This is a genomic window from Mycobacterium nebraskense, assembly GCF_002102255.1.
GTDB lineage: Bacteria > Actinomycetota > Actinomycetes > Mycobacteriales > Mycobacteriaceae > Mycobacterium > Mycobacterium nebraskense.
This window is the reverse complement of the sequence record NZ_LQPH01000071.1, coordinates 45,108-56,260: the sequence shown is the minus strand read 5'-3', so window position 1 is coordinate 56,260 and position 11,153 is coordinate 45,108. Positions and strand designations below refer to the sequence as shown.

Sequence of the window (11,153 nt, the reverse complement as noted above, 5' to 3'; positions counted from 1 at the left end):
CGACTCCATTCTGGAGAAAGTCCGGCGCGGACGCGTCGCCCTACAAACCATCAGCTAATGACGGGACACACCACTAGAAGGACATGGCGTTCTTCGCCTGCTCGACCTGCTTGTGCTGACCATCGACGATGATGGATCACTGACGCGCGTAGAGATCGCGGACGAGGACTTCGGCGACCTGCTGATCGCCGGCGCCCAACTCGATCCCTTCGACGTGTTCGCCATGTTCGAGGGCCGTGGCGTCGAGGTGTTGTAGAGCGTGCGAGCCCAGGCTCTGGTGCAGTCGCTGGTCCCGGGTTCGGGCCTGGCCCTGATCCTGGTGGAGCATCGTTGGGCCAGGCCGTTGTTCGATTCGATCGCGGGTCTGGGTGGCGTGGTATTCAGCGAGGGTTTCATCGGAGAACAGACCGAGAAGCTCGTCGGTGTGCAACTCGCGGCCCTGGAGGACACCGCCCGGGTGATCGACGAGGCGTACGCCGCGCAAACCGAGGCGGTGGCGGCGTCGACGGCGGCGATTGAGGCGGCTGCGCATAAGGCGGACGAGGCCGCGGTGGCCGCCTCGGTCAGCCGGGTCGAGCTGCAAGTCCTGCGCTACTTGCCGACGAAGATGACGTTTGCGCTGGTGGCCGACAAGCTTGGGATCTCGCGCTCCGCCGCCAAAGAACGCGCCGAGCGTGCCTACAAGAAGCTGGGTGTGCAATCGCGCCGATGCGGTCGCCCGTGCCCGCGAACTCGGATTGATCAGACACCTGGCCTGAGGACCCCAAAGTAGGAGAAGACACTGTGAGCGGTATGGATAAGGCGAAGAACAAGCTCGAAGAGCTTGCGGGAATGGTCAAGGAAGCGGTCGGCAAGGTCACCGGCGACACCAGCACTGAAAATGAGGGCAAGCGCGACCAGGCGAAGTCCAACCTCAAAGACGCCGGTGAGAAGGTTAAGGACGCCTTCAAAAAGAAGTAGGTGCAGGGTAACGGTACCCTGCTTTCACCGGTCGACCGTGGACGCGGCCACCCAGTGGCCTTTGCCGCAGGTGCGCTGATCAATCCGCTGACACCGATTTGTTCGGTCCAGTATTGCTGTATCCAATCCGCGCCGCCGGGCGGCTGTCGTCGCGCACGCTCGACAAGTGCGATTGTTTCCCGACATTGCGGAACCTGTTCTCCGACAACGTCTCTGGTGCGTCATCGGAGGTGGCGGCGAGGAAGTGGTCCGGGAGCGCCAGCTTGGAAATGGTGCGCAAGGTCAGCAGGTACTGGCGGGCTAGCGGACCGGTGGTATACGGCAGGTTGTAGGTGGCGCACACCGCCTGAACCCGTGGGGCGATCTCCGCATAGCGGTTACTCGGCAGATCGGGGTAGAGGTGGTGTTCAATCTGGTAGCACAGGTTTCCACTGAGGAACGCCAACACCGGCCCGGCGCGAAAGTTCGCGGTACCCAGCATTTGTCGCAGATACCATTCGGGCTTCGTCTCACCGCCGAGCGCGGCAGGAGTGAACTTCTCCGCGCCGTCGGTGAAGTGTCCGCAGCAGATCACGACATACGCCCACACATTGCGTAGCAGGTTCGCCGCCGCGTTTGCCGTGAGTGTGCGGCGCCACCGTCGAGGACCGAGTGCGGGAAAGAGCACATAGTCCTTGCCAGCCTGCCGGGCAATCTTGCGGATCAGCGCCCTGGTGTGGGTGGATTTCTCCGCGTCGGTCGCGGTGCGCTCATGCTCCGAGTGCAAGCCGTGCAATGCGATGCCCCATTCGAACGTGATGGCCAACAACAGGTTTCGCAAAGGCTGCAGCAGATTACTGGGCTGCCATCGTTGGTCACGGGTGACCCGCAGGACACCGTATCCGAGGTCGTCGTCCACGCCGACGATGTTGGTGAACACGTGGTGACGGTAGTTGTGGGAATACCGCCATTGCGACGAGACACCTACCATGTCCCATTCCCAGGTACTGGAATGGATTTCCGGGTCGTTCATCCAATCCCATTGGCCGTGGCCGATGTTATGGCCGAGTTCCATATTTTCGATGCTCTTGGCCACGGCGAGTGCGGCGGTTCCGAGCGCCCAGCCGACCTTGCTCCGGCTCCCGCCGATAACGAGCCGCGCGGCGACGTCGAGGCATCGCTGAAAAGCGATGGTGCGCTGGATGTATGTCCTGTCCTTTTCGCCGCGCGAATCCTCGATGTCGCGGCGGATCGCCTCCAATGCGACCGCAAGCGCATCGAGGTCGGCCCCGCTCAGATGAGCGTATTCGGCGACGTTTGTGATTGCCATCGACGCCTCACCAACATTCAGGCGAGGTGGCTTGCCGCCCCACTCGCGGGCCGACGAACACGCTGCGGAGATTCGAGTGCGGCAACATCGTGGTCACGTCCGTTGAGTTGGCCACGGGAGGTGGCTGCCTCGTTGCGGTGGGCGGCGGCTTGCTGTTGCAGACCGGAGGCTTGGGCCGCGTTGACGTCGGCTTCGGCCTTGGCGGCGTGGGCCTTGGCGGCAGTCTCGTCGGCGAGCGCCTCCTGCTGCCTGACGTGGAGTGTTTCCTGCCTGGCAGCACCGCGGATCTTGTCGGCTTCGACGTGGCCGTGTTTGTTGCGTTTGGTGCGCGCCAGCCACACCGGCCCTGCGATGAGCAGAATTGCCGCGACCGCGACGCCGACAATCAAAACCATAGCGCCGGTAGTCATATCGGTTCCTTATGGTGGTTGAACACGGTCGATGGGTTCCTCGGTGGCGACGTGACGGTGTGCGTCGTCAGCTGGGTTTAGGCACTGTGCAGTTCGTCACTTTGGGGTTGACCCCGAAGTAATTCAGCGGTCCGGCGATCACTGTGACCGCGATCGTCCCGGCGCTGGCACAGTTTTCTGCGGCGTGGGTGAAATACCCACGTTGGCCGGCCGCGATGGCGCCAACGACGAGCCATGCGAGCACGAGCAGTCCGACGATACGCATCATGTCTGTCTCCTTGGATAGTCGACCGCCGGGAGGCCCGGGCGGTGAGTCATGAAAGAGCGACGGGGTCATCTGGTGACTGCCGTTGCGTGTGCTCGATATCCCGTCGCCGGGCCGCGGCGGTGGTTCTGGCCGTATTCGCAATGCGGCGATTCATGTGCCGTCGAATCGGACCAGTCGCGTGGTTTGCGGGTGGCCGGTCAGTAGTAGTGGCGGCGGCCGCCGACAGCGTGTCCCATCGCCCCCAACATCCACAGCACCGCTCCGATGACGAGGAGGACGATGCCGATGGTCCACAAGATGGAGATTTTGAACACGAACCCGACGATGAGAAGGATGATTCCGAGGATGATCATGGTGTTTCCCTTAGTTTCGATGTCGAGGCAGCTGTTCCGGGCCGGTTAATCAGTGCTTGAAGGCGTCTTTGACTTTGGCCCCTGCCTGTTTTGCGTTGGCCTTAGCCTGATCGGCGCGGCCCTCGGTGCGCAGCCGGGTGTTGCCGGTCGCGCGGCCGAAATATTTCTTGGTGGCGCCCTTGATGGCTTCGGCCTTGTGCGCGCGCTTCTTACCAATGCTCATTGCGGTTTCCTTCCATCGGTTTCGGTGAGCACAGACCGCGACTGCGGGCTGACAGAATCGACCGTGCTTCGGTGCCCACCGGGTTCGCCGACGTCGGTGCGAACCGTCGGTTGCCGACGCCGCGACCAGCGACCGAGCAGGGGAACCCTGTTCCAACGGGTCGTGGTTGGCTGCGAGTTCACCGGTGCGCCCGCGGCTGCGCCGACCTGCTGGCTGTGTTCGAGGCGTTCGTCGCGTTCTTGCTTCAGAAACGCCGTTTCGCGTTGGGACCTCGCGAGTTCGCGTCGGGCGTCTCGCCCGCGGCCCGCGGAGCGCCGGGCACCGGCCAGCAGCACGCTCAGTCCCAGCATCGCCACCGCACCGATCACGATCCCGAAAAGGAACAAAGTGCCGGTCGACCCGGTGACGTGATAGCCGGATACTGAGAAGTTCTCGGTCAACGGGTGGGCGGCCCCCGAATTGCTCAGCACGCAGACGATAGCGACAATCATGGCGACGACCAGGACAACTAATCCAAGCATCACAAGCATGATGGCGCCTCTATTTCTGCTGCCAGATCTTTGAGTAAACGCCGAGCTAGTACGTCTGTCAACACTGTGGACCCATACCGGTGGTCTACAGTGACGACCAGAAGGGAAGTGCTATCACGATGTCGAACCAGCCCACCGGGCCCGACGGAGCCGATGGAGCCGATGACCCCCTCCGACGGGGCCGCGGGACCCGATAGCGGCCAGGTCACGCCGCCGCTAATCCTGCAGACCGCGTTGGCAATTATCGACCGCGACGGTGTAGACGGCTTGTCCATGCGCCGCCTCAGCGATGCGGTGGGTCGCGATCCCGCGGTGCTGTACCGGCACGTGCCGAACAAAGCCGCAGTGCTCGACGGTGTCGCGGAGATCGTCCTTGCGCAACTCGCGGTGGACACCGCAGACCCGGACTGGGCCGGCCAGCTGCGGGTTGTCGCACACGACTTTCGACGGTTGGCCCTGGCCCACCCGAACGTGGTGCCGCTATTGGTCACTCGACCGTTGGCAACCCCGCTCGGCCAGCGCCCGCCCGGAACCCTGCGGCATCTCGAAGACGTCCTCGCGCTGCTCACCTCCGCCGGGTTCACCGGCGATGATGCGCTGCACATCTACCGGGTGCTATTCGCCTACTTGTACGGCCACGTCCTCACTGAGTTGCAAGAGGTCATTGAGCGACCCGAGGAAACCGACCACGTACTGCGGCTCGGTCTGCACCGGCTGGCGATTACCGAGTTTCCCCTGGTGCGTGCCCTGGCACCGGCCTTGGCCTCCTACGACGGCGCCGCCGAACTCGACCGCGGCCTCGATCTACTGCTCCCCAGCCTGGCGTCATCCCTCTCCCGCGCGGACGGATCACCCCGAACCCAGTGAGTCGCCATGGCGCCATTACCGCCAGCTGTCGGACCACGACGAGTGGTTGTTGTGAATGGGCGTTTTAGCCTGATTGGGTGAACGGTGACGTGCGTACGCTGGAAGAGCTGCCCCGACCAGTTGGGTACGTCCTTGGCGGAGGTGCCAGCCTTGGCGCGATCCAAGTGGGCATGCTTCAAGCGCTCAGCGAGTACGAAGTCACTCCCGATCTCGTCACCGGAACCTCGGTTGGATCGCTCAACGGCGCGGTCATCGCCGCGGACCCGAAGGGTGCTGTGAACCGGCTCTCGCACGTGTGGGCACGAATGACGCGAGATCAGGTGTTCCCGGGCGGTTTGCTCACCCAAGCCTTGCTGCTGCAGAGGGTCAAGACGCACCTGTTCCCCAACACCGGATTGGCCGCGGTGATCACCGACTTTGTCGGGCAGGCAACGATATTCGCCGATCTGACACTGCCGTTCGCCGCAGTCACGACAGATATCGCCACGGCTCGGCCGCACGTTGTGCGTGACGGTCCGCTGCTCCCCGCTCTGCTGGCCAGCGCGGCGATCCCGGGCATCTTCCCATCCGTCGACCTCGACGGCCACCAGCTTTACGACGGCGGTTTGGTGGCGAACGTCCCGATGCGCCAAGCGGTCGAGATGGGGGCACGCTCGTTGGTGGTGCTCGACTGCAACTTTCCTGGCCAACTGCCGGGTTCGACTGACACCATCGCCGACATTCTGCTCTACACGGCGATGGTCGCGATGCGGGCACAGTCCGTGCTCGAGGCTCCTGGCATCGCCGCCGGCATCCCGGTCGTGTACCTTCCCGGGCCCGCGCCCAGACTGGTGTCGCCACTTGACTTCACACACACCGCAGCGTTGATCGAGGCCGCGTATGTGTCCGCTCGCTCGTTCCTGGCGCAACTGCGCATCACAGGCCCGGGTTTGTACGGATCCCCATCCCCCTGAACGTCTCGTCGGGCATACAAAGGAATCAGCCCGGCGGGCATGCTGCCAATCCCGCGGCGGCGCACCGGCTGGATCGTTGAGTTCGCGGACAGCAACGCGGACCACTCGTCGTCGCACACGGCGAACTTCAACGGCTCACCAAACAGCAGTGGAGCTGCCGGGAATCGAACCCGATTCTCTACCAGGCAATTTGGTTGCTCAACTGCGGTTTCGTTCCATTTCGGTCCAACTCAGTGCCGCTCGTTACCTGCGGCTCCGTTTTCGGGTCTTGACGGCGTCGCGTCAATGCTCACGATCCACTGCCCGGGCTCGCAGGACTCGTGGGACTGGTCGGGTTCGTCGGACTGGTCGGCGTCGGACTCGTCGGGCTCGCAGGAGTCGTCGGACTCGCAGGAGTCGTCGGACTCGCAGGAGTCGTCGGGCTCGTAGGACTTGTCGGACTCGCGGGACTTGTCGGACTCGCAGGAGTCGTAGGGCTCGCGGGACTTGTCGGGCTCGCGGGACTTGTCGGACTCGCAGGAGTCGTCGGGCTCGCGGGACTTGTCGGGCTCGCGGGACTTGTCGGGCTCATAGGACTCGCGGGCGTGGAACTCGCAAGACCTGGGCCTTCGCCACACCAGTCCGCCACATCTTTCGGGTACTGCTCGAGCGGTAGAGGACAACGCTGCCCCGGCGGGAAATTCGCGCCGGCGTTGAGCAGATCGCAGGGCACGTAGACCTGCTTGCCCTTAGGAGTGTTGGTCAGACACTTCGTCGGCGGATCGGCATGGCCCTGGGGAGGGACGATGATCGCCACCGCCAAAGTGGCGAGCACCCCGATAGCAAGGCGATAGATCATAAGCACTCCTTTATCCAGAGCCCCTGTCAGCATTGAACTCTGATGGAAGATAGTCAGCCAAAGCCGACGTAAAAGAAAACTGGCCAAAGCTTGTGGCTCTGACCAGCTACTTCTCTGTGGAGCTGCCGGGAATCGAACCCGGGTCCTACGGCATTCCCTCAAGACTTCTCCGTGCGCAGTTCGCTATGCCTCTGCTCGGATCTCCTGGTCACGCGAACTAGCCAGGATGACGATCCCAGTCGCTGTTGGTGTCCCGATGAGTCCCGCGACCGAACTCACCGGTTGATCCCTCTAGCTGACGCCAGGCTCCGGGTCGAGGGCTTTCCCGGTCTGACGGACTAGCTGTCGCTTAGGCAGCGAGAGCGTAGTCGCGCTGATGTGAATCGGCGCTTATTTGGTTGCAACGACGCTTACGGTGGTCTCTTGCCTGCACCGGCACGCTTCCCTTGATTCGATGCGCGAAGTCGAAACCGTTCAGCCCCTCGCATCCCTGCCGATTTTCGGCAGGACAATCTATGGTACGCCGGTATCAACACCCGGCAACGGAGTTATGTTCCGGCCGGGCGCTGCGATCAGATCACGAAGTTCAGATGCTCGACGACCTGGGCGGCCACTTCCTTATCCCCGCCCAGGTCGATGTCCTGCGACCGGGCGGGGCACAACGGCCGCCCACCTGCGAGCCTGGTGAACTGCAGGCCGTCCAGCCGGATCGTCGCCGTCGGCTCCTGGCCGCCGAAGTCGTCGACCAACTGGGCCCGGCCATCGACGCTGACGCGGATGCTGCGGGAAAGCGGCCCGGTCAGCTCGAACAGGACCCGCGAACCCTCGGGCGCATTGGCCCGCTTGCGCACCACGTAGCCCATCGTGCCGGCGATCTCGTCGAGGGACAGCTCGGACGCGGGCCCGACAAGCTGATCATCGGACGACGGCCAGCGCAGCGCCTCGCGGATGTCCTGCTCGTGCATCCAGCAGTCGAACACCCGGACCCGCATGAACCGCCCGTAGCTCTCCGGGCCCACCGGCGTCAGCGTCACCGCGTCCCACTCGTCGGCGGACATGCTGGTCAGCGCCTTGCGCCGATCGTCGGTGATGTCCTTGAACCGTTTGAGCACGTCCGCGCCGGTTTCCGCGCTGAGGTGACGCACCCAGCACTCGTTCATCACGCCGATGTCGTTGCGGACATGCCCGAGCGTCGAGACGTCGATGTCGGGCTGGGGCGCGGGGACTCCGGCGAGGAACGATTCGGTGCCGATCATGTGCGCTACCAGCGCCTTGACGTCCCAGCCGGGTAGCGGACTGGCCGCCTCCCACTCCGCTTCCGGCAATCCGCCCAGCAGTGCGGTGATGTCGTCCCACACGGCGAACAGACCAGCGAGCACCTCGGACTTATCAAGCTTGGTGACGGGGCGATCGGCCATGGTCGGATAGTAGGCCGATCGACTACCCGATCGACAGGCGCCGCCGTCAGCTGGCGGCGATCATCGCCACGGATCCCATGGCCATCACCATGCCGAACCCCTGCCAGCGCGTCAGCCGCTCGCGCAGCACGACCATCGCCAGCACGACCGTGGCCGCCGGGTAGAGCGAGATAAGGATGCTGGCCAGCGAGAGCAACCACGTGTGCAGCGCCAGCAGCATGGTCACGTTGGCGCAGATGTCCAGTACGGCCACGGCCCACGCCAGCTTCATCGGCTTCCCGCGCGGCGCCCGCAGGTTATTGCTGGCCGCAGCCATCACGAAGATCACCACCGTGGCAGAAAGCCGGGCGAAGACCAGCGGCCACAGTTTGCATGCGTGCGGCGCCTGATGGAGGAACACCAGGTTCAGCCCCATCGCCGAGCCGGCCAGGAGCGTGAGCCACGCCACCTTCGGGGTGAATCGATACGGCGTGACACCTTGGGCAGTGGCCTCTCGGCTCACCAGCATGACAGCGACAAGGGCCAGTACGACGCCCACCGAAGCCCCTGGCCCCGGGCGCTCCCCCAGGGCCACTCCAACCGCGACCGGCACGGCCGCGTTGAGGACTGCCGCCAACGGTGAGACGACCGAGATCGGCCCGGCACCCAGCGCCGCGAAGAACGCCCACATGCCGACCGCCATGCCGACGCCATAGAGGCAGCCCCAGAAGATGGCACCGGGCGAAATCGGCCCGCCCACGACGAGGGCCAGCGCGCCCAGCAAGAGTGTCTCGATCGGGTAGACCACCAGCATCACGCGCAGCGCGGCTACCCGTCGAGCGGCTACACCGCCCACAAAATCGCTGACGCCGTAAGTAACGGCCGACAGCTGGGCGTAAGCGGCCCCAATCAGTTCATGCCCTTGGCTCGGCGACCCAATTCACGGATCACTTCGCGCTGGGCATCGCGGCGGGCCATGTCCTGACGTTTGTCGTGCGCTCGCTTGCCGCGCGCTAAAGCGAGCTCGACCTTGACCTTTCCTTCGGAGAAATACAGAGACATCGGCACGAGGGCGAGGTTACCATCTCGTATCTTTCCGACCAGACGGTCGATTTGTTGCCTATGTAACAACAACTTTCGATTGCGACGGGGCTCATGGTTGGTCCAGCTACCGTGCTGATACTCCGGAATGTACAAGTTGCGCAACCACACTTCGCCGTCGTCGACGGTTGCGAACGCATCGGCCAGGGATGCATGGCCCTCGCGCAGGCTCTTCACCTCTGTGCCTTGTAAAGCCACTCCGGCCTCGAACTCCTCGAGGATCGAAAAGTTGTGCCGCGCTTTGCGATTGGTGGCCACAATCTGTTTGCTGCCACGCTTGCCGCCCGCCCCCTTGGCCCGGCCGGAATCTTTGGCCATAGCTATCGCCGTATGTAGAGGCGCAACGTCGCGTAGGCGGTCAAGCCGGCCATCGACACGCCGAGCAGGAACAACCACGGCGAGATGTAGAGGATGTCGGCATAGTCGACCTTCGCGATCAAATGGGCTTGGTAGAACTGACTCAGCGCGTTGTCCAGGAACCACGCCCGAACCAAAACCAAGCCGGCGATCGCGATGGCCACACCGATAGCCGCGGCCAGCATCGCCTCCACCAAGAAAGGCAGCTGGGTATACCAGCGACTGGCACCGACCGACCGCATGATCCCGATTTCTGTGCGCCGCGTGTACGCCGCGACTTGGACCATGTTGGCAATCAGCAAGATCGCCCCCACGGCCTGCACCAGGGCGACGGCGAACGCGGCGTCGCGCAAACCGTCCAGAACCGCGAACAGCCGGTCGATCAACTCCTTTTCATTGAGGATGCTGCGCACCCCGGGCTGCCCCTGCATCGCGGCATCGAACTCCGCGTGCTGTTCGGGGTTGTTCAATTTGACGATGAACGACGCGGGAAACGATTCCTTGCCCGCCACGTCCTTGAACTCCGGGAACTTCTTGATCGCGTCGTTGTAGGCGTCCTGCCGGTTGACGAAGCGCACCGATTTGACGTCTTGTCGCGCATCGATCTTGTCCCGCAGCGCTTTACACGGACCGGACGCGCACGTCGCGTCGTTGGCGGAGATGTCGTCGGTGAGGAACACCTGGGTCTCGACGCGGTCGAGATAGATCTCCCGCGAGTTGTCGGCCAGCCGGACCACCAGCAGACCGCCACCGAACAAGCCGATGGAGATGGCCGTGGTGAGGATCATCGCGGCCGTCATCGTGACGTTGCGCCGAAGACCGGTCAGGACCTCGTTGAACAGGAACCCAAAGCGCACTTAGCGGTCCATCCCATAGACGCCGCGCTGTTCGTCGCGAACCAGCCGCCCCAGAGACAACTCCACGACGCGCTGACGCATCGAGTCGACGATGTGGTGGTCGTGCGTGGCCATCAGCACCGTCGTCCCAGTGCGGTTGATCCGCTCCAACAAATCCATGATGTCCTTACTGGTGTCTGGGTCGAGATTGCCAGTCGGCTCGTCGGCCAGCAGAACCAGGGGCCGGTTGACGTACGCGCGCGCGATCGCCACGCGTTGCTGCTCGCCGCCGGACAACTCGTGGGGCAGCCGGTTGGCTTTGCCGGACAGGCCGACGGTTTCCAGCACCTCGGGCACCACCCGGTTGATCGCGTCGGTCCGTTTGCCGATCACTTCCAGCGCGAACGCGACGTTCTCGTACACCGTCTTTTGCTGCAATAGGCGGAAGTCCTGGAAGACGGTCCCGATCACCTGACGCAGCTTCGGTATGTGACGCCCGCGCAGCTTGTTGACGTGGAACTTCGACACCCGGATGTCACCGGTGGTCGGGTTCTCCTCGCCGAGCAGCAGCCGCATGAACGTCGACTTGCCGGAGCCCGACGGGCCGATCAGGAAGACGAATTCACCCTTGTCGATCTTGACGTTGACGTCCTCCAACGCCGGACGGGCCGACGCTTTGTACTTCTTGCTGACATGGTCCAGGGTGATCATCACGGCACGCCAGTGTAGCCGTGAATTTCGCTGGCAAGCC

At 63.6% G+C, this 11,153-nt stretch carries 17 protein-coding genes and 1 other RNA gene; 5 read left to right on the top strand and 13 right to left on the bottom strand.

What is annotated here, in order from left to right:
* Window positions 1-112: 112 nt before the first annotated feature.
* The 3 genes from AWC17_RS32605 to AWC17_RS07980 are packed head-to-tail and all read left to right on the top strand — an operon-like array spanning window position 113 to window position 960.
* Window positions 113-256 carry a hypothetical protein gene (locus AWC17_RS32605; protein ID WP_156174119.1) on the top strand — a complete coding sequence of 48 codons (144 nt, stop codon included), beginning with the start codon at window positions 113-115 and terminating at the stop codon, window positions 254-256.
* 3 nt (window positions 257-259) lie between these two features.
* A complete protein-coding gene (locus AWC17_RS07985; RefSeq protein WP_085164488.1) occupies window positions 260-772 on the top strand; it encodes a helix-turn-helix transcriptional regulator in 513 nt (170 codons plus the stop codon).
* Between the two features lie 11 nt (window positions 773-783).
* Entirely contained in the window at window positions 784-960 is a 177-nt protein-coding gene (locus AWC17_RS07980; RefSeq protein WP_046183155.1) for a CsbD family protein, read from the top strand.
* 79 nt (window positions 961-1,039) lie between these two features.
* On the opposite strand, the gene AWC17_RS07975 is transcribed toward AWC17_RS07980, so the two are convergent.
* The 6 genes from AWC17_RS07975 to AWC17_RS07955 all read right to left on the bottom strand — a co-directional run bounded on the left by AWC17_RS07975 (window position 1,040) and on the right by AWC17_RS07955 (window position 4,044).
* Window positions 1,040-2,269 carry a fatty acid desaturase family protein gene (locus tag AWC17_RS07975; protein ID WP_141224549.1) on the bottom strand — a complete coding sequence of 410 codons (1,230 nt, stop codon included), beginning with the start codon at window positions 2,267-2,269 and terminating at the stop codon, window positions 1,040-1,042.
* Between the two features lie 17 nt (window positions 2,270-2,286).
* Complete coding sequence (locus AWC17_RS07970; protein ID WP_141224548.1) at window positions 2,287-2,679, bottom strand: hypothetical protein; 393 nt, start codon at window positions 2,677-2,679, stop codon at window positions 2,287-2,289.
* 67 nt (window positions 2,680-2,746) lie between these two features.
* Window positions 2,747-2,944 (bottom strand): hypothetical protein, encoded by a 198-nt coding sequence (locus AWC17_RS07965; protein ID WP_046183179.1) that lies wholly within the window; start codon window positions 2,942-2,944, stop codon window positions 2,747-2,749.
* Window positions 2,945-3,144: 200 nt separating this feature from the next.
* Window positions 3,145-3,300, bottom strand: coding sequence for a DUF6131 family protein (locus AWC17_RS32600; RefSeq protein ID WP_167385555.1), 156 nt, complete (start codon window positions 3,298-3,300; stop codon window positions 3,145-3,147).
* A 49-nt stretch (window positions 3,301-3,349) separates the two neighbouring features.
* Window positions 3,350-3,523: a CsbD family protein gene (locus AWC17_RS07960; RefSeq protein ID WP_082122938.1), complete on the bottom strand. Its 174-nt coding sequence runs from the start codon at window positions 3,521-3,523 to the stop codon at window positions 3,350-3,352.
* Window positions 3,520-4,044, bottom strand: coding sequence for a hypothetical protein (locus AWC17_RS07955; RefSeq protein WP_372517375.1), 525 nt, complete (start codon window positions 4,042-4,044; stop codon window positions 3,520-3,522). Before AWC17_RS07955 ends, AWC17_RS07960 begins: the two co-directional genes overlap by 4 nt.
* Window positions 4,045-4,215: 171 nt before the next feature.
* Here AWC17_RS07955 and AWC17_RS07950 point away from each other — a divergent pair, with 171 nt between their 5' ends.
* On the top strand, window positions 4,216-4,920 hold the full coding sequence (locus AWC17_RS07950) for a TetR/AcrR family transcriptional regulator C-terminal domain-containing protein (RefSeq protein ID WP_231588415.1): 705 nt from the start codon (window positions 4,216-4,218) through the stop codon (window positions 4,918-4,920).
* A gap of 77 nt (window positions 4,921-4,997) precedes the next feature.
* A complete protein-coding gene (locus AWC17_RS07945; RefSeq protein ID WP_231588422.1) occupies window positions 4,998-5,873 on the top strand; it encodes a patatin-like phospholipase family protein in 876 nt (291 codons plus the stop codon).
* A 230-nt stretch (window positions 5,874-6,103) separates the two neighbouring features.
* Here the strand turns inward: AWC17_RS07945 and AWC17_RS07940 are convergent, their stop codons facing one another.
* The 7 genes from AWC17_RS07940 to ftsE all read right to left on the bottom strand — a co-directional run bounded on the left by AWC17_RS07940 (window position 6,104) and on the right by ftsE (window position 11,113).
* On the bottom strand, window positions 6,104-6,490 hold the full coding sequence (locus AWC17_RS07940) for a hypothetical protein (protein ID WP_046183158.1): 387 nt from the start codon (window positions 6,488-6,490) through the stop codon (window positions 6,104-6,106).
* A 335-nt stretch (window positions 6,491-6,825) separates the two neighbouring features.
* Window positions 6,826-7,193, bottom strand: a transfer-messenger RNA (tmRNA) gene (gene ssrA, locus AWC17_RS07935).
* Window positions 7,194-7,283: 90 nt separating this feature from the next.
* A complete protein-coding gene (locus AWC17_RS07930; protein ID WP_046183159.1) occupies window positions 7,284-8,129 on the bottom strand; it encodes a maleylpyruvate isomerase family mycothiol-dependent enzyme in 846 nt (281 codons plus the stop codon).
* 46 nt (window positions 8,130-8,175) lie between these two features.
* Window positions 8,176-9,021 (bottom strand): EamA family transporter, encoded by an 846-nt coding sequence (locus AWC17_RS07925; protein WP_141224547.1) that lies wholly within the window; start codon window positions 9,019-9,021, stop codon window positions 8,176-8,178.
* Window positions 9,018-9,527, bottom strand: coding sequence for an SsrA-binding protein SmpB (gene smpB, locus AWC17_RS07920; RefSeq protein WP_046183161.1), 510 nt, complete (start codon window positions 9,525-9,527; stop codon window positions 9,018-9,020). The genes AWC17_RS07925 and smpB overlap by 4 nt, the downstream gene beginning before the upstream one ends.
* Window positions 9,528-9,529: 2 nt before the next feature.
* On the bottom strand, window positions 9,530-10,423 hold the full coding sequence (gene ftsX, locus AWC17_RS07915; protein WP_046183162.1) for a permease-like cell division protein FtsX: 894 nt from the start codon (window positions 10,421-10,423) through the stop codon (window positions 9,530-9,532).
* Window positions 10,424-11,113 carry a cell division ATP-binding protein FtsE gene (gene ftsE / locus AWC17_RS07910; RefSeq protein ID WP_046183163.1) on the bottom strand — a complete coding sequence of 230 codons (690 nt, stop codon included), beginning with the start codon at window positions 11,111-11,113 and terminating at the stop codon, window positions 10,424-10,426. It lies immediately after the preceding gene.
* Window positions 11,114-11,153 lie beyond the last annotated feature (40 nt).